This is a genomic window from Cupriavidus sp. PET2-C1 (assembly GCF_054515855.1).
Map to the genome: position 1 here is coordinate 460,857 of NZ_CM137260.1, position 25,206 is coordinate 486,062.

The window sequence follows — 25,206 nt, forward strand, 5'->3', positions numbered from 1 at the left end:
GAGCGTGGCTCAGCGCGGCTTGATGAACTTCAGCGTCATGCGGTCCGATTCGCCGATGGCCATGAAGCTCGCGCGGTCGCGCTCGCCGCCGCGCAACGTCGGCGGCAACGACCACACGCCATCGGGATGGTCGTGGTTGTCGCGCGGGTTGACATTGATCTCGCTGCGCCCGGCGAGCGCAAAGCCGGCCGCGCGGGCGTGGTCGATGACGTAGTCTTCGGTGACGTAGCCGGTGGCGATCATCTGCTCCAGCGAGGTGCCGGGCGTGGCCCGGTGCTCCTCCACGCCCAGCACGCCGCCGGGTTTGAGCACGGCGTAGAAGGCGCGCAGGCTGTCGTCCAGGTGGCCGTCCTTGATCCAGTTGTGGATGTTGCGAAAGGTCAGCACCAGGTCGGCGCCGCCCGGCGGGGCGATATCGGTAAAGGCGCGCACCGGCAGTGTGCCGACCGCGACCTTGCCGTAGTTGCCCGGATCCTGCGCCAGTTTCTTCTCGAAGTTTGCCCTTGAACGCTTGCCTTCCTCGCTGGCATCCGCGGCGCTCACATCGTAGTGCGCGGCGTACAGCTTGCCGTGGTCGCGCAGCACCGGGGCCAGGATCTCCGTGTACCAGCCGCCGCCCGGCGCAATTTCAATCACCGCCTGGTCCGGCTGCAAGCCGAAGAACCGTAGCGTTTGCAGCGGATGGCGGTACACGTCGCGGGCCTTGTTGGCGGCGCTGCGCTGCGGGCCGGCGATGGCGGCGGCGAGTGCTTCGTCTCCTGCGGCAGGCGCGGCGTTGGCCGCGCTGCCCAACATGCCAGCGCTGGCCAGCAACAGCAGGGCGTGCCGCACGAAACGGCGCCGGGCAGGGGAGGGAGTCATGGCATTCCTTGCTGATGGTAAGTGCTGAGTGGTAAGTGGTGAGCGGTGGCTATCCATCGCCGCCCCTGAATCTGGACGCAGCCTGGCCGGTTTGTCAAGCCGGCCCATGCCTTTGCCGCGTTGGCCCGTGCCGCCCTCAAGCAAGCGTCTTAGGAAATGCGTTTTTATTCGTTCTCAATCCAGCAGCGCCATTTCATAGTTGAGCCGTGATGGCTATAGGCGGTTGCCGTCAACGACAAAGCGTGCATCGGGCAGGCCCGGCTTAGCCCGCACGCGGACAACATGTTGCAAGGAGAGCGTTTCATGACAGTCGCATTGGAAGACAAGATCAAGCATCCCGTGCTGGAAGCCGCTCGCGGCGTGGCACGTTCCTCCGGCCTGCCTTATGCAGGCCGCGTGACGCCGCAGCAGGCCTGGGCGCTGTTCAGCGCCGGCGATGCGGTGCTGGTCGACGTACGCACGGCGGAAGAACGCAAGTTCGTCGGCTATGTGCCCGATACCCTGCACGTGCCCTGGGCCACCGGCACCAGCCTGACCCGCAACCCGCGCTTTGCGCGCGAGCTGGAAGCCAAGACCGGCAGGCACGCCGTGGTGCTGCTGCTGTGCCGCAGCGGCAACCGCTCCGCGCTGGCTGCCGAAGCCGCCACCAAGGCGGGGATCGCGCATGTGTTCAACGTGCTCGAAGGCTTCGAAGGCGAGATCGACGAGCGGCAACGGCGCGGCAAGAGCGGCGGCTGGCGCTTTCACGATCTGCCGTGGATCCAGGACTGAGCCGCGGCTGGCGCAGGCCATCAATCGAGATCCACAAGCATAGCGATCAACAAGCCGCCCGAACCATCGCGCGGACAACGCAGAACGGGGAGTACCACAGTGGCTGACTTCGAGATCGGCGAGATCGTGCTCGCCCTGCAGCAGGTGCGCCAGCAATGGAGAGAAGGCCAGCAACGCTTGCTGGAGCCGGGCGGGCGCGACCTGCCTTCGCGCGATGCGCTGGCGCAGGTGGTCGCCACGCTCAAGGGTGTGCTGTTTCCCATGCGGCTGGGGCCGCCCGATTTGCGCCAGGAAAGCGAGAACCTCTACATCGCGCATTCATTGGATGCGGCGCTGCACGGGCTGCTGGCCCAGGCCAGGTTGGAGTTCCATTACGCCGCACGCCATGCCGAACGCGATGAAGCCGCGCTAAGGGCGCGCGCGCTAAAGGCCGTGCGCGAGTTCGCCGCCGAGTTGCCACGCATCCGCAGCCTGCTCGACAGCGACGTGCTCGCCGCCTTCCATGGCGACCCGGCGGCCGGCAGCGTGGATGAAGTCCTGCTCTGCTATCCCGGCATCCTGGCCATGATCCATCACCGCATCGCCCACGCGCTCTATGGCCTCGGGCTGCCGCTGCTGGCGCGCATCGTGGCGGAGCTGGCGCACGCGGAGACTGGCATCGACATCCATCCCGGCGCGCAGATCGGCGGCGGCTTCTTTATCGATCACGGCACGGGCGTGGTGATTGGCGAGACCACCATCATCGGCGAGCGCGTGCGGCTGTACCAGGCGGTGACGCTCGGCGCCAAGCGCTTTCCGCGCGATGCCACGGGCAAGCTGGAGAAGGGCCTGCTGCGCCATCCCATCGTCGAGGACGATGTGGTGATCTACGCTGGCGCCACCATCCTTGGCCGCGTCACGCTCGGCCGCGGCGCGGTGATCGGCGGCAATGTGTGGGTCACGCAGGATGTCGCCGCCGGCGCCCATGTGACGCAGGCCGTATCGCGCAACGAGACCGCCAGGACGCCGGGCGCCAGCGAGCTGCCGCGCGTGATCGAGGCGAGCTTGCCATGACTGACCTGGTGCGGACTTTGGGCGCCACCGTGCGCCAGTTGCGCGAGGCGCACGCGTGGTCGCAGGAGGAGCTTGCCGAGCATGCGGGCATGAACCGCTCGTATATCGGCGAGATCGAGCGCGGCAGCGCGATTGCCTCGATCGTCACGGTGGAAAAGCTGGCCGTGGCGCTGGGCGTGCCGATCTCGTGGCTGCTCGGATCGGGCGCCGCACACGTCTCGCTGCGTGATGCGCAGGTGGCTGGCACGCGGTCCTAGCCATCGCCGCCGATACACACGAACCACGCGCAAATTCATGCGCAAATCCACGCGCATTGCCGTCTATAGCATGTTGAACGGGCCGGGCCGTCTCCCGATAATCGCTGCGGTAATAACGATTCTTGTTTTTCTCATATAGCAATCAGCTCACAGCTAAACGGAGTAGCACATGTCGGTAAACGGGAGCGGCCAGACGGCGCTCGGCGATAACGCAGCACGGCAACTAGCCAATGCCACCAAGACCATCCCCCAGCTCGCGACCATCACGCCGCGCTGGTTGACGCATTTCCTGCAGTGGGTGCCGGTGGAAGCCGGCATCTACCGCCTCAACAAGGTGCAGGACCCCGAGTCCGTCAAGGTCGCCTGCACGCAGCGCGATGACGAGGGCAAGCTGCCGCGCACCTTTGTCAACTACGAAGAGCAGCCGCGCGAGTATTTCCTGAACGCGGTCAGCACGGTGCTGGACGTGCATACCCGCGTCTCGGATCTGTACAGCAGCCCGCACGACCAGATCAAGGAACAGCTGCGTCTCACCATCGAGACCATCAAGGAGCACCAGGAAGGCGAGCTGATCAACAACCCGGACTACGGCCTGCTGGCCAACGTGGCTGAAGCGCAGCGTGTTTTCCCGCTGACCGGCGCGCCCACGCCGGACGACATGGACGAGTTGCTGAGCAAGGTGTGGAAGGAGCCCGCGTTCTTCCTGACCCACCCGCTGGCGATTGCCGCTTTTGGCCGCGAATGCACGCGCCGTGGCGTGCCGCCGCCCACCGTCAGCCTGTTCGGCTCGCAGTTCATCACCTGGCGCGGCATTCCACTGATCCCGTCGGACAAGGTGCCGGTGGCCGACGGCAAGAGCAAGATCCTGCTGCTGCGCGTGGGCGACAAGCGCCAGGGCGTGGTCGGCCTGTTCCAGCCGGGCGTGGCGGGCGAGCAGGGCCCGGGCCTGTCGGTACGCTTCATGGGCATCAACGACCAGGCAATCGCTTCGTACCTGATCTCGCTGTACTGCTCGCTGGCCGTGCACGCGCCGGATGCGCTGGCGGTTCTCGATGACGTGGAGATCGGCAAGTACCATGACTATCCTGACACCTACAAGTAATCCGGTGAATCCGTCGAATCCGCCGGCCAGCCCGTCGGCCGCGCTGCCGGGCGCGCTGCCGGGTGCGCCTTCGGTGCCGCCCGGCCTGCCGGATCCGGCGGTGCTGGCGCGCCTGGCGGGGGCGTTTTTCTCGGCCCTGCCGGGGACATCGCCGGCTGCCGCGCAGTCGCTGCCCGTGGTGAACAACCCGGCGCCGCCGGGGTCGCCGGTGGCCGGTCCTGGCGGCACGGGCACCGGCGTGCCGGGCGCGGCGGTCCCGCAGGGCCATGTGCCTGGCGCCAACCTGCTGCCCGCCGCGCCTACGCATGTGCTCTCGCTGCCTAACCGCGCGCCGGCCTTGCGGCCGGCCTCGGTGGCGCAGAATGGCCTGCCCGACACGGTAGCCACGGTGGCGCCCGCGGTGGAAAGCCGCTTCGGCGGGCAGGCGCTGGGCGTGCCGCATGCCGCGGCGCCGTCGCCGCAGTCATCGGCCGCGCCTGCCTACTACTTCCTGGAGGGCGCGGGCCGCGACGGGCATGGCGGCGCGTCGAGCCTGCGCGAGATCGCCGCGTTCGGCGATCCGCTCTCGCTGCATCTGCCACAGCAAGGGCCGGGCGCTTACGGCTATGGGCGCGAGCAAGAGGAGACCCTGCCGTGGGCTTCGTCCTCGGCGCGCGTGCCGTTCGACGTCAACGCCATCCGACGCGATTTCCCGATCCTGCAGGAGCGCGTCAACGGCAAGCAACTGGTGTGGTTCGACAACGCCGCCACCACGCACAAGCCGCAGTCGGTGATCGACCGCATCTCGTACTTCTATGCGCACGAGAACTCCAACATCCACCGCGCCGCCCATGCACTGGCCGGGCGCGCCACGGATGCCTACGAGGCCGCGCGCAGCAAGGTGCAGCGTTTTATCGGCGCGTCTTCGCCCGACGAGATCATCTTCGTGCGCGGCACCACCGAGGCCATCAACCTGATCGCCAAGACCTGGGGCGTGCAGAACGTGGGCGAGGGCGACGAGATCATCGTCTCGCACCTGGAGCATCACGCCAATATCGTGCCGTGGCAGCAGCTTGCCGCGCAGACCGGGGCCAGGCTGCGGGTGATTCCGGTGGACGATTCCGGGCAGGTGCTGCTGGATGCGTACCGCCGGCTGCTCAACGACCGCACCAAGATTGTTTCCGTGACGCAGGTCTCGAATGCGCTGGGCACCGTGGTGCCGGTCAAGGAGATCGTCGACCTGGCGCACCGCGCCGGCGCCCTTGCGCTGGTGGACGGCGCGCAGTCGGTCTCGCACATGCGGGTGGACGTGCAGGCCATCGATGCGGATTTCTTCGTGTTCTCGGGCCACAAGGTGTTCGGGCCCACCGGCATCGGCGTGGTCTACGGCAAGCGCGAGCTGCTGGAGGCCATGCCGCCCTGGCAAGGCGGCGGCAACATGATTGCCGACGTGACCTTCGAGCGCACCGTGTTCCAGCCGCCGCCCAACCGCTTCGAGGCCGGCACCGGCAACATCGCCGATGCGGTCGGGCTGGGCGCCGCGCTGGACTACGTGGAGCGGGTAGGCATCGAGAACATCGCCCGCTACGAGCACGACCTGCTGGAGTACGCCACCCACCTGCTGCAGCCCATCCCGGACGTGCGGCTGGTAGGCACGGCGCGCGACAAGGCCAGCGTGCTGTCCTTCGTGCTCAAGGGCTATGAGACCGAGGAAGTGGGCCGCGCGCTCAACGAGGAAGGCATCGCCGTGCGCTCCGGGCATCACTGCGCCCAGCCCATCCTGCGCCGCTTTGGCGTGGAGGCCACGGTGCGGCCGTCGCTGGCCTTCTACAACACCACGGACGAGGTGGACCGGCTGATTTCGGTGGTCAGGCGGCTTTCGGGGCGCCGTTGAGCCTGAAAACGCGGGGCGTGGGGCGGATAACCCCCCTGAATTTGCATGAATCGGGACGCGCCCTGCGTTTTCTTCTAAAATCCGCTATCTTCTCACCTTGATCGGCGCGCCTTCCAGCCTTCGGACCGGAGCCCGCCTTGTTGAACGCAACCGGCAAGCTACCGCCAAGCCTTTGGTATCAGGCCACAACAGGCCATCGACGCCGGCGCCATCCAGCGCATACAGCGCCTTATTCATGAGCAATCTCAACCAGCAAGCCATCCTCTCCGTCCACCACTGGACCGACACGCTCTTCAGCTTCACCTGCACCCGCGACCCCGGCTTCCGCTTCGAGAACGGCCAGTTCGCCATGGTTGGCCTGGAAGTGAACGGTCGTCCGCTTCTGCGTGCCTACAGCATCGCCAGTGCCAACTACGAGGAAACGCTGGAATTCTTCAGCATCAAGGTGCCGGACGGCCCCCTGACGTCGCGCCTGCAGCACTTGAAGGAAGGCGACCAGATCTTCGTCGGCAAGAAGCCCACCGGCACGCTGCTGGTCGACAACCTGCTGCCGGGCAAGACCCTGTGGCTGCTGGCCACCGGCACCGGCCTGGCGCCGTTCCTGTCGATCATCCGCGACCCGGAAGTGTACGAGCGCTATGACAAGGTCGTGCTGACCCACACCTGCCGCTTCGTCGAGGAACTGGCCTACCGCGAGCTGATCCAGGAGCACCTGCCGCAGCACGAACACCTGGGCGAGCTGATCCGCGAAAAGCTGGTCTATTTCCCCACCGTGACCCGCGAAGAGTTCGACAATCAGGGCCGCATCACCGACCTGATCGCCAACGGCGAGCTGTTCGAGCGCCTGGGCGTGGAGCCGTTCTCGCTGGAGAACGACCGCATCATGCTGTGCGGCAGCCCCGACATGCTCAAGGACATTCGCGCGATGCTGACCGAGCAGCACTTCACGGAAGGCAATATGAGCGCGCCGGGCCACTTTGTGCTTGAAAAGGCATTTGTGGGCTAAGCGTTCCGGCACCTAGACCTGGCGCCTTGGCGCCATGAGGGCCACGAAAACCATGACGATCGCCGGGGTTCCCCGGTGATCGCTCAATTCCGCTGGCGGGACATCACCCAGAAGTGAATTCCCAGGGTGGTCAGGAAGACACCCGCCAGCTGTATCCATGCCAGTTCCGTCCCCAGCGACAGATAAAGCCCCGCAGCGCCGGCGGCGGTGCCCGCACGTCCGTGCCATCTGCGCGACCTGTCATGATTCTCCTGCGTCATGCTTGCGTTCCTTCGCTGACGAGCGCCACTCACCCAGTGCGCCGCCACTAAGCCACCGCCACCACCGGCAACCCCCGTTCCCGCCCCACATCCGGCACCGCAGCCATCAGCGTGCGCGTATAGCCATGCCGGGGTGCGGCAAAGACCGCATCCGCTGGCCCGACTTCGACCAGCCGCCCGTGCTGCATCACGCCCACCTGATCGCACAGCTGGCGGATCACCGCCAGGTTGTGGCTGATCAGCAGGTAGGTCAGGCCGAATTCGTCCTGCAGGTCGCGCATCAGGTTGAGTACCTGGGCTTGCACCGAGACGTCCAGCGATGACGTGGGCTCGTCGCAGATCAGGAAGTCAGGGTGGCTGACCAGGGCGCGGGCGATGGCGATGCGCTGGCGCTGGCCGCCGGAGAACTGGTGCGGATAGCGCCGGCCGGCGTCCGGCGACATGCGCACGCGGCGCAGGGCCTGCGCCACACGTTCCGCGGTGTCTTCCGGGCTCTTGCTGAGCCCCAGCGCCTGCAGCGGCTCGGCGATGAGGCGGTCGATGCGCCAGCGCGGGTTGAGGCTGGCGTATGGGTCCTGGAAGATCATCTGGAAGCGCCCGGGCAGGGTGGCCGCGGCTTGGTGGTCCGCCCAGCGGTCCACGCCGTCGATGCTGATGCGTCCCGCGCCGGGCCGGGTCAGGCCGGCAATCATGCGCGCCACGGTGGACTTGCCCGAGCCGGATTCGCCCACCAGCCCGAAGGTGGTGCCGCGCGGGATGGCGAAGCTGACGTCGCGTACCGCATGAAGCACCTTGCGCGGCTGGCGCGCGAGGGTGCGCAGCAGCCAGCCGGCGGAGAGATCGAAGTCGCGCGACAGGCCCTGCACCTGCACCAGTGGCGCGGCGTCTTGCTTGCGCTCGGGGCGGGGTGCCTGCGCCGGCAGCGGCGCCACGGCGCCTTCCTCCGGCACCGGCAGGCGGTGCAGCCGCTGGTGCACGGAGGGAATGGCTGCCATCAGCGTGCGCGTGTAAGCCGCGCGGGGGCGGTCGAGGATGTCGCGTACCGCCCCGGTCTCCAGCACGCGGCCCTGATACATCACCAGGACGCGGTCGGCGGCCTCGGCGATCACGCCCATGTCGTGGGTGATCAGCATGGCGGCGGTGCCGCGCTCGCGGCAGACGCGGCGCAGCACCTGGATCACCTGCGCCTGCACGACCACATCGAGCGCGGTGGTGGGCTCGTCGGCAATCAGCAGTTCGGGCTCGCCGCACAGCGCCAGCGCAATGGCCACGCGCTGGCGCATGCCGCCTGAGAACTGGTGCGGGTACTGGTTGAAGCGCGTGGCGGGGTCGGGGATTTCCACGTCCGCAAGCCATGCCAGCGCGCGCTGGCGTGCCTGCGCGGGCGATAGCGGCAGATGGGTGCGGATGGTCTCGGTGAGATGGCGGCCGATGGTGCAGACCGGGTTGAGGCTCGTCAGCGGGTCCTGGAACACCATGCCGATGTGCTTGCCGCGAATGCGGCGCATGTCTTCGCCGCGCAAGGTGTCGATGCGTTCCCCGCGCAGCGTCACGCTGCCGGCGCTGATGCGCCCGGGCGGCTCGATCAGGCCGGTGACGGCATTGCCGGTCATTGATTTGCCGGCGCCGGATTCGCCCACCACGCCCAGGATTTCGCCGGGGGCGATGTCGAAGGACACGTCATCGAGCACGTTCGCCGTGCCGCGATAAGTGTCGAACGCCACGGACAGGCCGCGCACGCTGAGGACGGGCAGGTTCACAGGCATCTTGGTCATTGGAGCTTGGGGTTGAGTGCGTCGCGCAGCCAGTCGCCCGCGAGGTTGACCGAGAGCGCCAGCGCCAGCAGCACCAGCGCGGGGAATAGCAGGATCCACCATTCGCCGGAGAACAGGAAACCCTGGCCAACGCGGATCAGCGTGCCCAGCGAGGGCTGGGTGGGCGGCAGGCCCACGCCCAGATAGGACAGCGTGGACTCCGCCACCACCGCCAGCGCAAAGCTGATGGTGGCGATCACCAGCACCGGCGCCAGCAGGTTGGGCAGGATATGGCGCAGCAAGATGGCCGTGCGCGAGCGCCCGATGATGCGGGCCGCCAGCACGTAATCCTTGTGCTTTTCCACCATCACCGCGCCGCGCACGGTGCGCGCGTATTGCACCCACTCCGACAGGCCGATGGCGGTCACGATCACGTAGAGCGCCATCTCGTCGCGGTAGCCAGCGGGCAGGATGCCGCGTGCGATGCCAAAGATCAGCAACGCCACCAGCAGCACCGGAAAGGTGAGCTGGACATCGGCCAGGCGCATCACCACGGTATCGAACCAGCCGCCGGCATAGCCGGCCACCAGGCCAAGCGTGACGCCGATGGCCAGCGACAGCGCCACCGCCGCCGCGCCTACCAGCAGGGACATGCGCAAGCCGTAGAGGATGGCGGAAAAAACATCGCGCCCCTGGTCGTCGCTGCCGAGCGGATAGAACGCGCCGGACGCGCCATGCTGCCAAGGTGGCGTGAAGGCATCGAGCAACTCCAGCCCGGCGGGATCGAAGGGGTTCTGCCGCGCCAGCCAGGGCGCGAGCAGGGCGGCGAGCACCAGCAGCGCCAGCAGCAGCACGGCAAATTGCGCGGTACGCGAGCGCGCCAGCGCCCGCACCACGGGCGACTCGGCATGGCGCCAGCGGGTTTGCGCCGGGGCGGCTGGAGCGGGGGCGTTTTGCATTGGGTTCATGGCGAAGTCAGGCACGGCGCAGGCGCGGATCCACCAGCAGGTAGACCAGGTCCACCGCCAGGTTGATGCACACGTACAGCACCGCGATCATCAGCAGGTAGGCGGCGATCACTGGCACGTCCACCGCCTGGATCGACGAGATGAATAGCAGCCCCACGCCGGGCCACTGGAACACCGTCTCGGTGACGATGGCGAAGGCGATCAGCGAGCCGAGCTGCAGCCCGGTGATGGTGACCACCGGGATCAGCGTATTGCGCAGCGCGTGGCCGTAGTGGATGCGCCGCTCGGGCAGGCCGCGCGCGCGGGCAAAGCGCACGTAGTCGGTGCGCAGCGCTTCCATCATTTCCGCGCGCACCAGGCGCATGATCAGCGTCAGCTTGAACAGGCCTAGCGTGGCCACCGGCAGCACCAGCGAGGCCCAGCCGGAGCGCGTGAGCAGGCCCGTGTTCCACCCGCCCACGGCCACGGTGTCGCCGCGCCCGAACGAGGGCAGCCAGCGCAGTTCCACGGCAAACAGGTAGATCAGCAGGATGCCGATCAGGAAGGTCGGCAGCGAGACGCCGACCAGCGACACCGTCATCAGCACGCGGCTGGCCCAGCCGTCGCGCTGTATCGCCGTGTAGACGCCCAGCGCCACGCCGCCCAGCACGGCGACCACCGCCGCCACCAGCGCCAGCTCCAGCGTGGCAGGCGCGCGCTCCAGGATGACTTGCGTCACCGGCCGCTTGACCCGGTACGAGATGCCGAACTGGCCATGCAGCACGTTGCCGAGATAGCGCGCGTACTGCACCGGCACGGGCCGGTCGAAGCCCAGTTCGGCCACCAGCGCCTGGCGGTCTTCGATCGAGGCATCCTCGCCCAGCAGGCTGACCGTGGGGTCGCCGATATGGCGAAACACCAGGAAGGCGATAAAGGACACGGCCAGCAGCACCAGCAGCGACTGGCCGAGGCGGCGGAGAAGGTGGACCAGCATCAGCGCGCGCCCGTTGTCACGACTTCGCCAGCTTGAACAGCTTGAAGTAGGGCGTGTTCGACGGGTTCACCGGGATGTCGAACTTGCGCACCATGGCGTAGGTCTGGATCTGGTCGTGCAGCGGCAGGTAGACCAGTTCCTTCTGCACCGTGGCCCAGATGCTCTTGATGGCGGCGTCGCGCTGCGTCTGGTCGCCCTCGCTGGAGAGCGAAACGATCTTCGCATCCAGCTCCGGGTTGCTGTAGCGCGTGGCATTGGTGGCGCCGCGCGCATTCTTGCCGCGCGTGTGGACCAGGTAGTCGAAGATGTAGGCCGAGTCGTAGGTCGGCACGCCCCAGCCATACAGGTAGAAGTCCGTATCCAGGTTGTTGATGGCAGCGGTCTGGATCGCCAGCGGGCGCGAGACCACCGTGGTCTTTACGCCGATGCGGCCCAGGAAGCCGGCAGCGGCCTGGCAGATGGCTTCGTCGTTAAGGTAGCGGTCGTTGGTGCAATGCAGGGTGATGCCGAAGCCGTTGGGATAGCCTGCTTGCGCCAGCAGCGCCTTGGCGCGCGCCACGTCGGGCTTGCCGACCACGTCGAAGGCCTTGTCATAGCCATGCACGAACGGCGGCGCGATGATGTTGGTCGGCACCGACAAGCCGCGCATCACGGCTGTCTTGATGGCGTTGCGGTCGATGGCGAGCTGGAACGCTTCGCGCACGCGGCGGTCGGCCAGCGGGTTGCGGTCCTTCACGTCCGAGTACTTCAAGGGCGCGTTGCCCACGTTCAGGCCGAAGAAGATCACGCGGTTTTCCGCTGCCTGGTTCACGCGCAGCTTGGGGTCGGCGCGCAGCCGCGCCGTGTCCTGGATCGGCAGGTCCTGCACGAAATCCACCTCGCCGGAGAGCAGCGCGGCCACGCGGGTGGCGGGCGACTTGATCGGCAGGTAGACCAGCTCGTCGATCTCCAGCGGGAACTGGCCGCGGCCCCAGTACTGCGGGAAGAGCTTGAGCACCGTGCGCACGTCCTGCTCGCGCGACACCAGCGTGTACGGGCCGGTGCCGTTCACATTGCGCGTGGCGTAGGTCTCTTCCTTGGCCGAGGCGTTCTGGGGCTGCTCCACGTTGTGCGACTTTGACCATGCCGCGCTCAGGATCTGGATATTGGTCAGGTTGTCGGGCAGCAGCGGGTTGGGGCCGGCGGTCTTGATGCGGATGACGAAGGGCGAAACCTTGGTCACCTCGGTGATCGAGACCAGCAGCGATTTCATGTCCGAGGTGGGCGACTTGGCGCGCAACAGCGAGAACACCGCATCGTCGGCGGTCAGCACGCTGCCATCGTGGAACTTCACGCCCTTGCGCAGTTGGAACTCCCATACCGTGGGGTCGTTCGTGCGCTGCCACGAGGTGGCCAGCGTGGGCAGCAGCTTGCCATCGGCGGTGCGGATGATCAGCGGCTCGTAGACCTGGTGCAGCAGGTTGTGGTTGGGCCCGTTGTTGACGGCGTGCGGGTCCAGCGTGGAGGCGTCGGCCGAGCGCGCCCAGCGCAGGGTTTCGGCGTGCAGCGCGGGAGCGGCCAGCAATGCGGCGGCCAGGGTGGCGGCCAGCGCCAGTCGTTGGATCATGTCTGTTGTTCTCACTTACGGTGGTTGTCTTGTATTCAGGAATGCATGGGCTTGCCGGCAACCGCGGGAAAGCGCTGCGACAGCAAGCCGAAGAGCGCGCGCAGTCCCTGCGCCTCGCCGCCGCGCGGGCGGCCCGGGCGGTCGTCCTGGTTCCAGGCGAACAGGTCCAGGTGCAGCCAGGGCGTGCCGTTCGGGATAAAGCGCTGCAGGAACAGGGCAGCGGTAATGGCGCCGGCCAGCGGCGCGGCGGCGGCATTCTGCGTATCCGCGAACGACGATTTCAGCATGGCGTGATAGGGCTGCCACAGCGGCATGCGCCACAGCGGATCGGCCAGCCGCTGGGCCTGCGCGAGCAGGTCGGCGGCAAGGGCATCGTCATTGCTGAACAGCGCGGGCAGCTCCGGCCCAAGCGCCACGCGGGCCGCGCCGGTCAGCGTGGCCAGGTCGATGGCGATGGCGGCGGGCTCGTGGCGCTCGCCCAGCGCGTGATGCAGGGCATCGGCCAGCACCAGCCGGCCCTCCGCATCGGTGTTTTCGATCTCCACCGACGTGCCATTGGCAGCGCGGATCACATCGCCCGGGCGCAGCGCGCCGGAGCCGATGGCGTTTTCCACGGCCGGCACCACCAGGGTCAGCCGCACGGGCAGGCGCGCCTGCATCACCAGTTGCGCAAGCGCAATGGCGTGGGCCGCGCCGCCCATGTCTTTCTTCATCCAGCGCATGCCCTGCGCCGGCTTGATATCCAGCCCGCCAGAATCGAAGCACACGCCTTTGCCGACCAGCACCACGCGCGGCGCGGCCGGGTCGCCCCAATGCAGCGTGGCCACGCGCGGCGCTTGGGCGCCCGCGCGGCCGACGGCGTGGACCAGCGGGAAGCCCGCATCCGGCAGGGCGTCGCCGATCCATTCCCGGAACTCGGCGCCATGCGCCTGCGCCAGTGCGCGGACTGCGTCCGAGAGGCGTGCGGGGCCAAGGACGTTGGCCGGTGTGTTGACCAGCCGGCGTACCAGGCCGATGGCCGTGGCCAGGGGCTGGAGGGTTTGCTGCGTGGCCTGTGGCACGACCAGTTGCGCGAGGTCCTCAGCGCCACTCGCCGCGTCGTCCACTGTGTCGTCCACCGTGTCGTCCCAGCGCGCGGGCAAGGCGCCGACGGCCCAGCCGAGCGCGGCCAGCGGCGGTTCATCCTGCGCGGCGGCGACTGCATAGCGCCCTGGTGGCAACTGCTTCGGCAGGCCCGCCAGTTGCCACAACGGCTGGGCCGGATCGGCGCCGACGATCACGCCCGCCAGCGTGCCATCGGCATCCGGCAGCAACAAGGTCTTGCCGGGCAACGGGACGAAGCCGGTTGCGCGTGCCCACTGTGCTTGCACCGGCGGCAGTTGTTCCAGCAAGGCCGCAAGCGTTTGCGGTGCCGTCACGTGGAGCGGGATGGCGCCATCGGGCAGCGTGGAGAAGCTTTGAGGCATAGAGCAGGTAGCGGCGGGCTTGCCATGAACAAGGACTTGCTAGACTACCGGCCGGTGCGCATTGGCACAAAGAAGCATATTGCGCTTCCATATTCGCTTGTTGAGGGGGCAGTGCCTGCTTGCCTTTCCAGGCTGGAACCACTCAGAAGAGAACGCGCGTTGTGAATGTAAACATCAGGAATGTCTCGTCGCTGGTCGCCTTGTTGGCGCTGTATGTCCCTGCCGCACAGGCAGCGCAGGCCGGCATGCAATGCGACCGCGCGGCGAGCGGCACGGAGGTCGCGATCTGCGCCGATGCGGATCTGCGCAAGCTCGACGGCAAGCTGTCGGCCGTGTATGGCAAGCTCGCCGGCGCCCAGGCCCCGCAGCGCGCCGCGCTACGGCAAGCCCAGCTTGCGTGGCTGAAGACCCGGGATCAGTGTGGCGCGGACAAGGGCTGCATCAAGGCACGATATGACGATCGCCTTGCGGCATTGCAGGCGCAGCTGCGCGAAGCCGCCGCCTACAAGCCGGACAGCGTGGACCGGCAGGCGCTGGAGGACCTGCGCCAGGCGGTGGAAGCCATGCGCAAGACCGAGCCGGTGTTCCCGCTTGAGAAGGCCCTCGATGCGATCCGCATCAAGACGGGCATGACAACGTTCGCCAACGTGAAAGAAGACCAGCAAACGGGCGACGACGCGCATTTCCCGACGACACGCCCCCCAGGCGTCACCAGCGACGAATGGCGCGCCTTGCTGGCCTCGGGCATCGAAGGCGGCGGGGAGAACGGCAACGCTTCCTACACGCTGATGGATATCGACGGCGACGGCCAGCGCGATCTGATCATCGACACCTATGCCGGCGGGACCGGGCTGTTCTCGTACGTGAGCGCGCTGCGCCGCGAGGGCGGGAAATTCGCGGGCGCCGATGGCTCGACGGGCCGGGCCGACGCGTTGGAGGGAGGCGGCTACCTTTACTCGGTCAACGGACGCGGCGCCAACCAGGCGGCGGACTGGGTCCGCCTGCGCGGACGCGTCTATGCCGCTTACCGGAGCAGCTACTACGGGGTGGACAACGCCCACCTGCTCAGGCCGCTGACGGTGGTTGGCGAGGTGCCAAGGCTTGTCGTGCAATACCGCTACCAGCTCTCCATCCCCAGGGTCCAGAAGGACGAAGAGAAGGGCACGGTGACCACGCTGGACAGCACCTTGCATGCCGCCCTGACGCGCGCGCTTAGGCAGGCGAGCAGCGCGGCGGCCCGTGATGCCGGCACCATGGACAAGCCTCTTTGCCCGATTCCGGACACCGTCAAGGGCGATGACCGCGGCGTCTACTACAGCTACGGCCCAGGCCACTACACCTTTGAAATCGTGGCAGACATGCCCGTCTGGGTGGGGCGCCAGTGCTACGTCGGGCAACTGGTCGACTGGTTTGGCGGCTATTCACCCAAGGACGGGCTGTTCGCGCAACTGTGGATGCGCATGCCGGAGGACCAAGAGCAGGCACAAACGTATTCCGTCAAGGGCTTGCGCACCGCTGTCGGGACCAAGGTGTCGATCGGCAAGGTCGAGGGCGACAACGGCATGTAATCCACAGCTCGCCGCCGCTCGCCGCCCGGCAGCCGGATCACTCGCCGATCTCGACCTCCATGTTGGTGATGGTCGGGAAGTATTTGTCCTCCTTCAGGTTGACGGAAAACGCCACGCCCTTGCGCTTGCCCACCACGAAGCCGGTGTTGCCCTCCAGGTCGGACGCGGCATCCTGCAGCGGCGGCGTCAGTTGCTTGTAGAAGGCCAGCACCTGCTCGATGCTGTCGGTGGTCTGCAGCCTGAGCACACGCTTGGCCTTGGCGTTGCTCAGCGCATCCTGCGCGGTGCGATGAACGATGGCCCGCGGGTACAGCGGCACTTGCGGCGAAAATCCCTTGGGGAGCTTGACCGGCTTGGCCGTGGTGTTGGCGGCATCCAGCGTGATGGTCTCCACCTTGGCGATCTTCTCGCCGGGGTCGGTGTCCAGGTCTTCGGGTACGTCCTGGCTCCACGTCACCAGCGGTTGAGCCTTGGCGCGATCGAAGCCGGGCCGCAGGAAGATGGACAGCCGGCCGTGCTGGTCGTCCTGGCAGCCATTCTTGCCGCATTCGCGGTGCACCAGGGCCGCGGCCAGCACGTCGCCGCGCTCGTCCACCAGCACGGCCGCGCGCTCGGCGCCTTGCGATAGCTGGCGGCGCGACGACAGCACGCGCTGGCCATCGGGCAGTTCCTGCTGGGCCCGGTTGGCGCGCGACTGCAGCCCCGACAGGATCTGCTCGGCCAGCAGGCCGTCCTCCCAATAGTAAGTACCGGACGCATTGCCGGCAAACCGGGTGATGGCGAGATCCAGCGCGGGGGCTTCCCGGGTTTCCTGCTGGTGGCTGGTGTCCAGGACCAGGACGGCATCCGCGGCCAGGGCAAGGGGCGCGGCGCCGAGGGTGGAGAGCAGCAATGCCAGCGCTGCACAGGAGGCGGGACGAAATCGAAGAGCCATGCGGAAAGGAAAAAGGAGAGGAAAAATGGTAGGGATTGTCAGTCCGGCAATCCGGTAATCCGGCAATCCGGTAAACAAGAAAACGGGCTCGGCAGGGTCCGTTTTGACGGGAGGCTGCGAAGCCCGATGTGACCGTAAGTATACTTGGTAATGCCGGGGCGATCGGAGCGGGGCCGTCGGCAACCGCAGCGACCGGCTTGAAATGACTCCCGCATCGTCCTCGCCGCGGTCAGTCGGCGATCTCCACCTCCACGTTGGTGAGGCTCGGGAAGTGCTCATTGCGCTGCGCCTCGACGGAAAACGCCACGCCCTTGCGCTTGCCGCTCACGTAGCCGCTGTTGTCATTCTTGGCAGTCTCCAGCTGCCCCATCGGCGGCGACAACCGTTTGTAGAAGGCCAGCACCAGCTCGATGCTATCGGTGGTCTGCAGCCGCACCACGCGCCTGGCCCGGGCGTCGCTCAAGGCATTCTGCCCGGTGCGATAGAGGATGGCCCTCGGGTACAGCGGCACCTGCGGCGGGAATCCCGTGGGGCGCTGGACCGGGCTGGCGCCAGTGCGGCTGGCATCCAGCGTGATGGTCTCCACCGTGGCGATCGTCTCGCCCCTGCCAAGCTTCAGCGCCTTGGGCACATCCTGGCTCCACGCGACCAGCGGCTGCGCCTGGGCGCGCCCGAAGCCGGGCCGCAGGAAGACCGACAGCACGGCATGCTGGCTGTCCTGGCAGATGGATTCCTTGCCGCACTGCCGGTGCACCAGCGCCGCGGCCAGCACGTCGCCGCGCGCGTCGACCAGCACGGCCGCGCGCTCGGCGCCGTCGGAAAACTCCCGGCGCGACGCTAGCAGGCGCTGGCCACCGGGCAGCGCCTGCTCGAACCTGTCCGGGCGCGATGCCAGGCCGGTCAGCAGTTGCTCGGCCAACAGCCCATCCTCCCAGTAATAGGAGCCGGAAGCCAGGCCGGCGAATCGGGCCACGGCCGGTTCCAGCGCGGAAACCTCCCTGGTCTCCTGCTCGCTGCCGGTGATCGGGACCAGGACGTATTCATTGGCCAGGGCATGGGGCGAGGCGGCAACGGCGCAGAGAAGCAACGCCGAAAAAGCGCAGGGGACGGGACGAAATCGAAGAGCCATGCAGAGCGAGGAAAAAGGTAGGGATTGTCAGTCCGGTCAACAAGAAAGAGAAAGCGGGCCCTGAAGGGTCCGATTTGACGGCAGGCCATGAAGCCCGATGTGACTGCAAGTATACTTGGCAAAGCCGGCTAATTGAAGCCGGGCACCAATGATGGGAAACACAGAGAACGATGAACAAGAAGATATCGGCAATCCTGATGGCGGCAAGCACGATCGCGCTTGCCGCTCCGGCGCATGCGCAAGCAGACCCGGCTGTGCTCAAGGGCATGTATGACATGTCCCGCAACGTCGCCGGCCTCACCAGCTACTGTGTCGGAAAGGGCTTCCTGAAAGCCGACAGTGTCAAGAACGCCAGGAAGATGGTCGGCCTGATCGCGGGGATCCCCGGGGTAGATACAAGCGGCGGCGAGGCCAGCGAGGCCGCTGGGCTGCGCGGTAACGTGCTGATGCCGGACGGCAAGGAAGATGGGATTGAAAACAGCCCGCTCGGCGCCAGGCAGTGGTGCAAAGACTCGGCACAAGGCGTGTCGGACGGATTGAAGAGCGCGGCTGCCGGCTAATCACGAGGCCGCGTCAATCAAGAGGAGGGGACGCTAAATCGCCCCCTTAATCAGATCTGATTTATACAACAAGGAAAAATGAAAATATTATTCATCGCTTCGCTGGGAATTTTATCGCTAACTCAAGCATCACTATCCTTCGCGGATAATGTCAATGGGAAAAATCTCTATTCACAGAGATGTGCCATGTGCCATGGAGTAGATCTCAAGGGAACGGGACCATTGGCTAATAAGAGCAATCCTCCTACGCCCGATCTTACAACATCCGCTTTCAAAAAACGACTAAATGAATATCCGGGCGTTATTGTATCATCGGTAATACTTCGTCCAAATGGAGACTTGATTCCAAAAACCTTGAAAGAGAATGGCGTAAAGCTATCGCCATACCCTTGGAGGATTAATGATCTGCGCGATTTAAATCAATACATGAGTGGTGTGATTTCAAAAAATCGATGATTTTGAGATGAGAGGTGGGCACGGAAATCTAAGCGCCAGGTCAGCCGCGCTGCGGGCTACCGCGCAAAACCGCATATCTTCCCTCGTTCTTCTTCCTTAAGGATCGCCCATCCTCGGCGTATGTTCATGTTTTGGCGATACGGCGCGCATCTCCCGCGCAGCCGCTTCAAATCATCGCAAACCAGGAACAGGAGCCTACGATGAGCGTGGAAATCATTGGCATGATCCAGAGCCAGAAGCAGTCGGAGATCCATCCGGCCAGCGGACCGGTCGTGGATCGCGACTATGTGCGGGCGTTTGCGCAAGCGCATGAGAACGCCGGCTTCGACCGCGTGCTGGTGCCGCATCACTCCACCGGCCCTTCCGCCACGCTCACCATTGCCTATGCGGCTGCCGTGACCGAGCGCGTGCATTTCATGCTGGCGCACCGGCCGGGTTTTACCGCGCCCACGCTGGCGGCCCGGCAGATTGCCTCGCTCGACCAGTTCAGCGGTGGCCGGCTTGGCGTGCACTTCATCTCCGGCGGCTCCGATTCCGAGCAGCAGCGCGACGGCGATTTCCTCAGCCATGACGAGCGCTATGCGCGCACCGACGAGTACCTCGGCATCCTGCGGCGCATCTGGACGCAGGACAAGCCGTTCGACCACGAAGGCAGGTATTACCGCTTCACCCAGGGCTTTTCCGAAGTGAAGCCGGCCCAGAAGCCATACGTGCCGATCTTCTTCGGCGGTGCTTCGGACGCGGCGATCGAAGTCGCCGGACGCCATGCCGATGTCTACGCACTGTGGGGCGAATCTCTCGAGCAGGTCCGCGACATCACCACGCGGGTACGCGCCGAGGCGGCCACGCATGGGCGGCAGGTGCGCTTCTCGGTCTCGTTCCGGCCGATCCTGGCGGAAACAGAAGCGGCGGCATGGGCACGCGCCAATGCCATCCTCGAAGAAACGCGCCGCCTGCGCGAGGCGGCTGGCCTCGGGCAGAGCGGCCCGCAGCAAAGCGAAGGCGCGCGCCGCCTGCTGGCCGCCGCCGACAGGGGGCCGCGCGTGGACAAGCGCCTGTGGACGGAGATCGCCAAGCTCACCGGCGCGCGCTCCAACTCCACCGCGCTGGTGGGCACGCCGGAGCAAGTCGCCGACGCGCTGCTGGACTACTACGACCTTGGCGTGACCACCTTCCTGATCCGCGGCTTCGATCCGCTCGACGATGCGGTGGACTACGGCCGCGAGCTGATTCCCCGCGTGCGCGAGCTGGTGGCGCAGCGCGAGGCCGCGGCCGGCGCTGGTTCCGGTGCTGGCCGCAAGGCAGCCTGAAGGGGATGGCGAGCGGCATCATGACGGCATCCCGAAGACAATTCCTGCGCTACGGCGCCTTGGCAGCGGCCAGCGGCGCCTTGCCGTTTTCCGTGTCGGCCCAGGGCCGCCCCGTGCTCAAGGCCGGCGACCAGAAGGGCGGCCTGCGCGCCCTGCTGGAAAGCGCAGGCGAGCTCAAGGGCCTGGCCTACGACATCCAGTGGACGGAGTTTCCCGCCGCCGCGCCGCTGGCCGAGGCGCTGAACGCCGGCGCGGTGGATTCCGGCCCGATCGGCGATGCGCCCGCCATCTTCGCGCTGGCCGCCGGCACGCCGATCAAGATCATCGGCGCCAACCGCTCGGACCCGTTCGGCACCGCCGTGCTGGTACGCGCCAATTCGCCCTTGAAGACGGCGGCAGACCTGCGCGGCAAGAACATCGGCACCAACCGTGGCTCCATCGGTCACTTCGTCGCCCTGAAGGCGCTCGAATCGGCCGGCTTGAAGCCCGAGGACGCCAGCCTGCGCTTCCTGCCGCCGGCGGACGCCAAGCTCGCGCTGGTCAACGGCTCGATCGATGCGTGGGCCACATGGGAGCCGTATACCGCGCTGGCCGAGACCAGCGGCCATGCACGCGTGCTGGTGAGCGGGCGCGGGCTGTGGTCCGGCCTGAGCTATCTGGCGGCGACGGACAGCGCGCTGGCCGCCAAGCGCGAGGTGCTGCGCGATTTCCTGCAGCGCGTGGTGCGCGCGCAGGTGTGGTCGTACCAGCATGTGGACGGCTTCTCCGCGGCGCTGGCGCGCATCATCGGCATCCCGCCGGAGGCCGCGCGGCTGCAGTTCGAGCGGCGCCGTACGCAGTGGCGCAACATCGATGCGGCAGTGATTGCCGAGCAGCAGCGCACGGCGGATTTCTACCAGAAGGCGGGGCTGCTCAAGCAGCGGCTGGATGTGCGGACTACGTTCGATACCGGTTTTCCGCTGGCGGTGCAGGCCAACCCGGTGAGCTGACCGGGCCGCAGGGGCCAGGGGCCGTGGAGCGCGCCGCGGCATGTTGCGGCTTTTCGTTTTGCGTGAGCGCGACCGGCGCGGCGCCTCAATGCAACGGCACCACCAGCTCGCCCTCCAGCAAACTGACAACCCGGTTACGCCCGCTACGCTTGGCCTGATACAACGCCTCGTCAGCACGCGCATAGGCCTGCTCGAAGCTCGTCCCAGGGGGGCTCCAGCTCACGCCGAAGCTAGCCGTCACCTGCAGCCTAGCCTTGACCGGAAACACATGCTGCTCGATCTGCAGCCGCATGCGCTCCGCCAGTTCGACAGCGGCGTCCAGCGCGCGCGCCGGCAGCAGCGCAGCGAACTCCTCGCCGCCCACCCGGCCGATGACGCCCGTGCCTTGCACCGACCGCTCCAGGCAGTCGACGACGCCGCGGATCACGGTGTCGCCGACAGGGTGGCCCATCGAGTCGTTGACCCGCTTGAAGTGATCGATGTCGAGCACGATCAACGCCAGGCTGTCCGCGGCCAGCACCGCGCCGGCCCGCTCGATGATGGCGCCGCGGTTCAGCGCGCCGGTGAGCGTGTCGCGCGTGGCGCGGAATTCCAGCTCGCGGGCCAGGTCCTGCAGGCGATGGTTGAGCCGGTTCATTTCCAGCTCTTCGCGGTCGCTGCGCCGTATCAGGCGCCGGGTTTCGCGCATCAGCCGCTCGTAGTAGCCGATCAGCTCGCCCAGCGTGTCGCGGTATGCCTGGGCGCCGGCATCGGGATTGCCGAATACCGTCCTGGCGCCCGCCAGGACGCTGGTTTCCGACTCGAAGAGATCTGGCTCGGACATGCGCGGGTCAGCTCGCCGTGGTGGCGTGGTCGAGGAAATCGATGGCGGGGAAGTCGGCGTGCAGGTCCTGGCCGAATTCCAGGATCGTGTCGTCGTCCACGTCGTGATACCAGTGCACGATGACCCGGTTGCCCTTGTCGGCCGCATCGTTCATGGCGTCGAACATGCCGAACAGGACCTTGGTGCTGGAGCTGTTGAAGTACGTCAGCGCCACGTGCACGGTGACTTCGGTGTCCTCGCAGGCTGCCAGGTATTTGCGCAGGCGCAGGATCACGTCGCCGTAGAACACCGCGGCGTTTTCCGGATAGGACTCGCCTTTGAGGCAGAGCGTGTGCTGCTTGAAATCAAAGCTCACCTCGGGCGAGGTCGGTGTGGCGGCTATGAACAGGTTTTCCATCAGTTTCCCTTTCGATCCCGTTCAGTGATTCAGATGGTGGCGGTAAGGAAGAACATCGTCGATACCGGGTCTGCGTCGATGGGCTGGAAGCTGTACTCCAGCGGCGCGCTGGCGTCGCGCGCTACCGTCAGGAATCCCAGGCCGGCGCCCTTGCTGCCTTCCGGCGCTTCGGCGCGCATGGTTTCCTTGTAGGCCTGCTTGATCTGGTCCAGCGTCATGGTGCGCAATGGCTCCAGCGCGGCGCGCAGTTGCCCCACGCGGGTGATCGCCACCGGGTTGGAGCACATCAGCCGGTAGCGGTCTTCCACCATGCAGATGCACACCGAGCCATGGCGCAGCTGGTTGGTGTCCTGGGTGGGCGGCGTGAGCGCGTCGGACGAATAGTGGACGATGTTCTGCGCCATCTCCACGAACGAGGAGAACAGCTTGCGCCGGGTCGAGCCGTCGACGCCGCTCACCGTCAGTTGCAGCCGCACCGCATCGGACATTGCCGCGATGATGTTCTGGGAAAAGTAGCCGACGTAGTAGAAGATCACGTTGCGTTCCCGGGCCATTTCAAAGAATGGCCCATATTCATGGTCAATCGAATTACCGTTCATCTCAGTGCTATAGCAGGCCATTGCAGGACTATTGAACGCGAAAGCAGAAAAACGTGAGGTCGTCGCGGCGGCGGTGATGGCCTTGCCACGCGCGATACTGGTCCAGCACGGCCTCGTTGATCTGCGCCGCCGAGGCGTGCCGGCTGCCACGGATCGCTTCGCGGATGCGGCGCTTGCCAAAGGCGATTTCCTTGGGACCGCCGATCTGGTCGATCAGTCCATCGGTGGTCACAAACACCACGCTGTCCGGCTGGGTCTGGATCAGGCGGTTCTGCCAGGCAAAGTCCAGGTCGGTATCCACATAGCCGACACCCATGCGCTCGCCGTCCACGATCTCGCCTTCCTCCTCGCCGGGCTGGAGCACGAACAAGGCGCTCTTGGCGCCGGCGAATACGAGCCGGCGGCTGGCGTTGTCAAACCAGAAGAACGCCGCATCCATGCCGTCGTTCGAGCCAGGCGTTTCATCATCGCCATCGAGCTGCCCGAGCATCTGCTTGATGCCGCGGTTCACCGCCATCAGGAGCGCGCCGGGGTCGCGCGGGCCGCGCTGCTCGATGGCCTGGATCAGGATGGACGAGGAGATCAGGGTCAGGAACGCGCCCGGTACGCCGTGGCCCGTGCAATCGGCCAGCGCGGCAAACCAGCCGTCCTCGAACGCCGCAAAGTGATAGAAATCTCCGCCAACCACATCGCGCGGCTCCCACACCAGGCCCGCGTCGCCGAGCGTCCTGGCCAGCGCCTCGCGCGAGGGGCGCAGCATCGAGCGCTGGATGGTGCTGGCGTAGTCGATGCTGTGCATGATCTGGCGGTTTTTCTCGGCCTGCATGTCCGCGACCACGCGCATCAGCTGCAAGCCATGCCCGATGCCAAGGAAGCGGCCGTCGCGCGCGATGATGAAGCCGTCGGCGAGTGCTTTTTCGCCATACTCCACCGCCTTGAAGGTCAGGGCCTCGATGCTCATCGCGGCATCGACCACCAGCGGCTCCTTGTCCATGAAGGCGATGCAGCTCTTGCGGTTGTACAGCTCGCGGTGATAGGGCTTGCTCATCTGCGACATGAAGATCGCGCGATTGATCAGGCCGATCGGCGTGTCGTTCTCGGTCACCGGCAAGCTGGCAAGGTCCCGGTGCTTGCCGAACACATCGAGGACTTCCTGGTTGTTCTGTTCCGTGGTCACCGATGGCGTGGTGACGCAGAGATCCTCGGCACAGGGCTGCCGGAAGCGGGAACGAGCCAAGTGTGAGTCAACCGGAACGTCAGGCATCGCCAGGGCATTCGGACTATTGGGAAGCCGCCGATTGTATGGCGCGCGCATGACGGTTACGTGACATATGGCGCATGCGGCCCGTCCTGGTGCATCCCGTGGCCGTCGGCGCCGTCGCCAGCGCTCAGAATCCCCGGAAATCCCTCGGGGACACGCCGTAGGCCCGGCGGAAGGCGCGGGTAAAGTCAGAGGCGCTGTTGAAGCCGGCCCCATAGGCGATCTCGCCGATGCTGATGTGCGCAAGGCGCAGGAGATCGTCGGCCGCCGAGCGCAACCTGCAGTTGCGGATATACGCGCCAAGGCCGCCTTCGTGCTCGAACATCCGGTACAGGGTTGGGCGCGGCAGCCCGAACGCTTGCAGGATGCTCTCGGGCGAGAGGTTCTCCTGGTGCAGATTGGCCTGCACGTAGCGCTGCACCCGCTCCAGCATGGCGGCACGGGCGGCCGCGCGCGCGTTGCCGGCAAGGCGCGCCTGCTTGCCGAATGCGGCAACGATCAGGTGCGCGCAGCCGCGGATGGTTTTTTCCGCATCGGCCTCGGACAGTGCCGGGAGGTTGCGGCAGAGCGCCGTCACGTGATCGAAGATCAGGCGCGTCAGCGGCGAGGTATAGGTCACCACGCGGCCATGGATGGACTCGGCATCGGGGATGGCCGCCTCCACCGCGGCGCGCGGCACGAAGAAGGCCAGCACCCGGGCGCGCGTGGGGCGGTGCATGTGCATCGGCTGGTTCATGTCGAGCGCCAGGATGCCCGGCACGAACTGGGCCGATTTGCGCTGCCGGGTGAAGTCCGTCACCGTTTCGGCGATCCCGTCCACGGCCACATGGAAGACGTAGTCGCGCACGCTGTCGGTGGAGATGCGCGCGGTGGTGCGAATCTGGCCCACCGGATCGGTGCGGCTGTCCAGGTAGGTCAGGTCCTTGAGCACATAGGTATCGAGCTCGCCCCGGAAGCCGCCGGCAACCTGCGCGCGCGAAACCGGAACATCGAGTATGCGGCCGACATAGTCGCGCCAGGCCGGCAACTGCAGCGCCACCGCCTCGTTCGCGACGGTGAAATGCTGGTGCACGATCAGCGGCGGGGTGGCGGCGGGGCAGGCGGACGCAGCCGGCTGGACACGCCTTTGCAGATGGGCAGCAAGGATCCGGCTGACGGTTTCTGAATAAGCCTGGGTCATGATGGCGTCGGGGTCGGGAAATAGTTCGCGTCCCATGTCCGAGCCATTGT

Annotated in this window: 25 protein-coding genes; 11 read left to right on the plus strand and 14 right to left on the minus strand. The window is 66.5% G+C overall.

Annotated features, from left to right (window positions below; translation table 11 throughout):
- Positions 1 to 9 precede the first annotated feature (9 nt).
- The gene (locus ACX12D_RS22035) at positions 10 to 861 is read right to left on the minus strand and encodes a class I SAM-dependent methyltransferase (RefSeq protein WP_459375627.1); all 852 of its coding nucleotides are present in this window, start codon (positions 859 to 861) and stop codon (positions 10 to 12) included.
- A gap of 303 nt (positions 862 to 1,164) precedes the next feature.
- On the opposite strand from ACX12D_RS22035, the gene ACX12D_RS22040 reads away from it, so the two are divergent.
- The 6 genes from ACX12D_RS22040 (at position 1,165) to ACX12D_RS22065 (ending at position 6,923) form a co-directional block, all read left to right on the plus strand.
- The gene (locus ACX12D_RS22040) at positions 1,165 to 1,632 is read left to right on the plus strand and encodes a rhodanese-like domain-containing protein (protein ID WP_441639719.1); all 468 of its coding nucleotides are present in this window, start codon (positions 1,165 to 1,167) and stop codon (positions 1,630 to 1,632) included.
- 99 nt (positions 1,633 to 1,731) lie between these two features.
- A complete protein-coding gene (gene epsC / locus ACX12D_RS22045; protein WP_459375628.1) occupies positions 1,732 to 2,685 on the plus strand; it encodes a serine O-acetyltransferase EpsC in 954 nt (317 codons plus the stop codon).
- Positions 2,682 to 2,942, plus strand: coding sequence for a helix-turn-helix domain-containing protein (locus ACX12D_RS22050; RefSeq protein WP_459375629.1), 261 nt, complete (start codon positions 2,682 to 2,684; stop codon positions 2,940 to 2,942). Before epsC ends, ACX12D_RS22050 begins: the two co-directional genes overlap by 4 nt.
- A 169-nt stretch (positions 2,943 to 3,111) precedes the next feature.
- Complete coding sequence (locus ACX12D_RS22055; RefSeq protein ID WP_006157090.1) at positions 3,112 to 4,044, plus strand: family 2A encapsulin nanocompartment shell protein; 933 nt, start codon at positions 3,112 to 3,114, stop codon at positions 4,042 to 4,044.
- Positions 4,019 to 5,917: a family 2A encapsulin nanocompartment cargo protein cysteine desulfurase gene (locus ACX12D_RS22060; protein ID WP_459375630.1), complete on the plus strand. Its 1,899-nt coding sequence runs from the start codon at positions 4,019 to 4,021 to the stop codon at positions 5,915 to 5,917. The genes ACX12D_RS22055 and ACX12D_RS22060 overlap by 26 nt, the downstream gene beginning before the upstream one ends.
- Positions 5,918 to 6,152: 235 nt before the next feature.
- Positions 6,153 to 6,923 carry a ferredoxin--NADP reductase gene (locus ACX12D_RS22065; protein ID WP_043354426.1) on the plus strand — a complete coding sequence of 257 codons (771 nt, stop codon included), beginning with the start codon at positions 6,153 to 6,155 and terminating at the stop codon, positions 6,921 to 6,923.
- 83 nt (positions 6,924 to 7,006) lie between these two features.
- On the opposite strand, the gene ACX12D_RS22070 is transcribed toward ACX12D_RS22065, so the two are convergent.
- From ACX12D_RS22070 to ACX12D_RS22095, 6 genes are read right to left on the minus strand one after another with little or no spacing between them, the layout of a single operon-like run.
- On the minus strand, positions 7,007 to 7,183 hold the full coding sequence (locus tag ACX12D_RS22070) for a hypothetical protein (protein WP_459375631.1): 177 nt from the start codon (positions 7,181 to 7,183) through the stop codon (positions 7,007 to 7,009).
- A 47-nt stretch (positions 7,184 to 7,230) separates the two neighbouring features.
- A complete protein-coding gene (locus ACX12D_RS22075) occupies positions 7,231 to 8,958 on the minus strand; it encodes a dipeptide ABC transporter ATP-binding protein (RefSeq protein WP_459375632.1) in 1,728 nt (575 codons plus the stop codon).
- Positions 8,955 to 9,905 (minus strand): ABC transporter permease, encoded by a 951-nt coding sequence (locus ACX12D_RS22080; protein ID WP_459375633.1) that lies wholly within the window; start codon positions 9,903 to 9,905, stop codon positions 8,955 to 8,957. The genes ACX12D_RS22075 and ACX12D_RS22080 overlap by 4 nt, the downstream gene beginning before the upstream one ends.
- A 7-nt stretch (positions 9,906 to 9,912) precedes the next feature.
- Positions 9,913 to 10,878 carry an ABC transporter permease gene (locus ACX12D_RS22085; protein ID WP_459375634.1) on the minus strand — a complete coding sequence of 322 codons (966 nt, stop codon included), beginning with the start codon at positions 10,876 to 10,878 and terminating at the stop codon, positions 9,913 to 9,915.
- Positions 10,879 to 10,894: 16 nt separating this feature from the next.
- On the minus strand, positions 10,895 to 12,484 hold the full coding sequence (locus ACX12D_RS22090; protein ID WP_459375635.1) for an ABC transporter substrate-binding protein: 1,590 nt from the start codon (positions 12,482 to 12,484) through the stop codon (positions 10,895 to 10,897).
- A 35-nt stretch (positions 12,485 to 12,519) separates the two neighbouring features.
- Positions 12,520 to 13,950, minus strand: coding sequence for a leucyl aminopeptidase family protein (locus ACX12D_RS22095; RefSeq protein ID WP_459375636.1), 1,431 nt, complete (start codon positions 13,948 to 13,950; stop codon positions 12,520 to 12,522).
- 161 nt (positions 13,951 to 14,111) lie between these two features.
- Between ACX12D_RS22095 and ACX12D_RS22100 the strand changes: the two genes are divergently transcribed.
- The gene (locus ACX12D_RS22100; RefSeq protein WP_459375637.1) at positions 14,112 to 15,518 is read left to right on the plus strand and encodes a lysozyme inhibitor LprI family protein; all 1,407 of its coding nucleotides are present in this window, start codon (positions 14,112 to 14,114) and stop codon (positions 15,516 to 15,518) included.
- Positions 15,519 to 15,555: 37 nt separating this feature from the next.
- Here the strand turns inward: ACX12D_RS22100 and ACX12D_RS22105 are convergent, their stop codons facing one another.
- The gene (locus ACX12D_RS22105; protein WP_459375638.1) at positions 15,556 to 16,410 is read right to left on the minus strand and encodes a hypothetical protein; all 855 of its coding nucleotides are present in this window, start codon (positions 16,408 to 16,410) and stop codon (positions 15,556 to 15,558) included.
- Between the two features lie 271 nt (positions 16,411 to 16,681).
- The gene (locus ACX12D_RS22110; protein ID WP_459375639.1) at positions 16,682 to 17,425 is read right to left on the minus strand and encodes a hypothetical protein; all 744 of its coding nucleotides are present in this window, start codon (positions 17,423 to 17,425) and stop codon (positions 16,682 to 16,684) included.
- A gap of 353 nt (positions 17,426 to 17,778) precedes the next feature.
- Between ACX12D_RS22110 and ACX12D_RS22115 the strand changes: the two genes are divergently transcribed.
- The 4 genes from ACX12D_RS22115 to ACX12D_RS22130 all read left to right on the plus strand — a co-directional run bounded on the left by ACX12D_RS22115 (position 17,779) and on the right by ACX12D_RS22130 (position 20,896).
- Complete coding sequence (locus tag ACX12D_RS22115) at positions 17,779 to 18,141, plus strand: hypothetical protein (protein ID WP_459375640.1); 363 nt, start codon at positions 17,779 to 17,781, stop codon at positions 18,139 to 18,141.
- A 78-nt stretch (positions 18,142 to 18,219) separates the two neighbouring features.
- Entirely contained in the window at positions 18,220 to 18,597 is a 378-nt protein-coding gene (locus ACX12D_RS22120) for a c-type cytochrome (protein ID WP_459375641.1), read from the plus strand.
- Between the two features lie 200 nt (positions 18,598 to 18,797).
- Positions 18,798 to 19,907, plus strand: coding sequence for an LLM class flavin-dependent oxidoreductase (locus tag ACX12D_RS22125; RefSeq protein ID WP_459375642.1), 1,110 nt, complete (start codon positions 18,798 to 18,800; stop codon positions 19,905 to 19,907).
- A 20-nt stretch (positions 19,908 to 19,927) separates the two neighbouring features.
- Positions 19,928 to 20,896: an ABC transporter substrate-binding protein gene (locus tag ACX12D_RS22130; protein WP_459375643.1), complete on the plus strand. Its 969-nt coding sequence runs from the start codon at positions 19,928 to 19,930 to the stop codon at positions 20,894 to 20,896.
- Positions 20,897 to 20,981: 85 nt separating this feature from the next.
- Here the strand turns inward: ACX12D_RS22130 and ACX12D_RS22135 are convergent, their stop codons facing one another.
- The 5 genes from ACX12D_RS22135 to ACX12D_RS22155 all read right to left on the minus strand — a co-directional run bounded on the left by ACX12D_RS22135 (position 20,982) and on the right by ACX12D_RS22155 (position 25,192).
- Positions 20,982 to 21,719 carry a GGDEF domain-containing protein gene (locus tag ACX12D_RS22135; RefSeq protein WP_459375644.1) on the minus strand — a complete coding sequence of 246 codons (738 nt, stop codon included), beginning with the start codon at positions 21,717 to 21,719 and terminating at the stop codon, positions 20,982 to 20,984.
- Between the two features lie 7 nt (positions 21,720 to 21,726).
- The gene (locus ACX12D_RS22140; RefSeq protein ID WP_441639739.1) at positions 21,727 to 22,116 is read right to left on the minus strand and encodes a DUF1987 domain-containing protein; all 390 of its coding nucleotides are present in this window, start codon (positions 22,114 to 22,116) and stop codon (positions 21,727 to 21,729) included.
- A 29-nt stretch (positions 22,117 to 22,145) separates the two neighbouring features.
- Positions 22,146 to 22,715, minus strand: a complete 570-nt coding sequence (locus ACX12D_RS22145) for a SiaB family protein kinase (protein WP_253930976.1) — start codon at positions 22,713 to 22,715, stop codon at positions 22,146 to 22,148.
- 28 nt (positions 22,716 to 22,743) lie between these two features.
- Positions 22,744 to 23,979, minus strand: a complete 1,236-nt coding sequence (locus tag ACX12D_RS22150) for a SpoIIE family protein phosphatase (protein ID WP_441639740.1) — start codon at positions 23,977 to 23,979, stop codon at positions 22,744 to 22,746.
- 124 nt (positions 23,980 to 24,103) lie between these two features.
- The gene (locus ACX12D_RS22155; protein WP_441639741.1) at positions 24,104 to 25,192 is read right to left on the minus strand and encodes a helix-turn-helix domain-containing protein; all 1,089 of its coding nucleotides are present in this window, start codon (positions 25,190 to 25,192) and stop codon (positions 24,104 to 24,106) included.
- Between the last annotated feature and the right edge of the window lie 14 nt (positions 25,193 to 25,206).

Coding starts and splice junctions, on each gene's coding strand:
- ACX12D_RS22035 (WP_459375627.1), bottom strand. CDS start 861: ATGACTCCCTCCCCTGCCCGGCGCCGTTTCGTGCGGCACGCCCTGCTG.
- ACX12D_RS22040 (WP_441639719.1), top strand. CDS start 1,165: ATGACAGTCGCATTGGAAGACAAGATCAAGCATCCCGTGCTGGAAGCC.
- ACX12D_RS22050 (WP_459375629.1), top strand. CDS start 2,682: ATGACTGACCTGGTGCGGACTTTGGGCGCCACCGTGCGCCAGTTGCGC.
- ACX12D_RS22055 (WP_006157090.1), top strand. CDS start 3,112: ATGTCGGTAAACGGGAGCGGCCAGACGGCGCTCGGCGATAACGCAGCA.
- ACX12D_RS22060 (WP_459375630.1), top strand. CDS start 4,019: ATGACTATCCTGACACCTACAAGTAATCCGGTGAATCCGTCGAATCCG.
- ACX12D_RS22065 (WP_043354426.1), top strand. CDS start 6,153: ATGAGCAATCTCAACCAGCAAGCCATCCTCTCCGTCCACCACTGGACC.
- ACX12D_RS22070 (WP_459375631.1), bottom strand. CDS start 7,183: ATGACGCAGGAGAATCATGACAGGTCGCGCAGATGGCACGGACGTGCG.
- ACX12D_RS22075 (WP_459375632.1), bottom strand. CDS start 8,958: ATGACCAAGATGCCTGTGAACCTGCCCGTCCTCAGCGTGCGCGGCCTG.
- ACX12D_RS22080 (WP_459375633.1), bottom strand. CDS start 9,905: ATGAACCCAATGCAAAACGCCCCCGCTCCAGCCGCCCCGGCGCAAACC.
- ACX12D_RS22085 (WP_459375634.1), bottom strand. CDS start 10,878: ATGCTGGTCCACCTTCTCCGCCGCCTCGGCCAGTCGCTGCTGGTGCTG.
- ACX12D_RS22090 (WP_459375635.1), bottom strand. CDS start 12,484: ATGATCCAACGACTGGCGCTGGCCGCCACCCTGGCCGCCGCATTGCTG.
- ACX12D_RS22095 (WP_459375636.1), bottom strand. CDS start 13,950: ATGCCTCAAAGCTTCTCCACGCTGCCCGATGGCGCCATCCCGCTCCAC.
- ACX12D_RS22115 (WP_459375640.1), top strand. CDS start 17,779: ATGGCGGCAAGCACGATCGCGCTTGCCGCTCCGGCGCATGCGCAAGCA.
- ACX12D_RS22120 (WP_459375641.1), top strand. CDS start 18,220: ATGAAAATATTATTCATCGCTTCGCTGGGAATTTTATCGCTAACTCAA.
- ACX12D_RS22125 (WP_459375642.1), top strand. CDS start 18,798: ATGAGCGTGGAAATCATTGGCATGATCCAGAGCCAGAAGCAGTCGGAG.
- ACX12D_RS22130 (WP_459375643.1), top strand. CDS start 19,928: ATGACGGCATCCCGAAGACAATTCCTGCGCTACGGCGCCTTGGCAGCG.
- ACX12D_RS22135 (WP_459375644.1), bottom strand. CDS start 21,719: ATGTCCGAGCCAGATCTCTTCGAGTCGGAAACCAGCGTCCTGGCGGGC.
- ACX12D_RS22140 (WP_441639739.1), bottom strand. CDS start 22,116: ATGGAAAACCTGTTCATAGCCGCCACACCGACCTCGCCCGAGGTGAGC.
- ACX12D_RS22145 (WP_253930976.1), bottom strand. CDS start 22,715: ATGAACGGTAATTCGATTGACCATGAATATGGGCCATTCTTTGAAATG.
- ACX12D_RS22150 (WP_441639740.1), bottom strand. CDS start 23,979: ATGCCTGACGTTCCGGTTGACTCACACTTGGCTCGTTCCCGCTTCCGG.
- ACX12D_RS22155 (WP_441639741.1), bottom strand. CDS start 25,192: ATGGGACGCGAACTATTTCCCGACCCCGACGCCATCATGACCCAGGCT.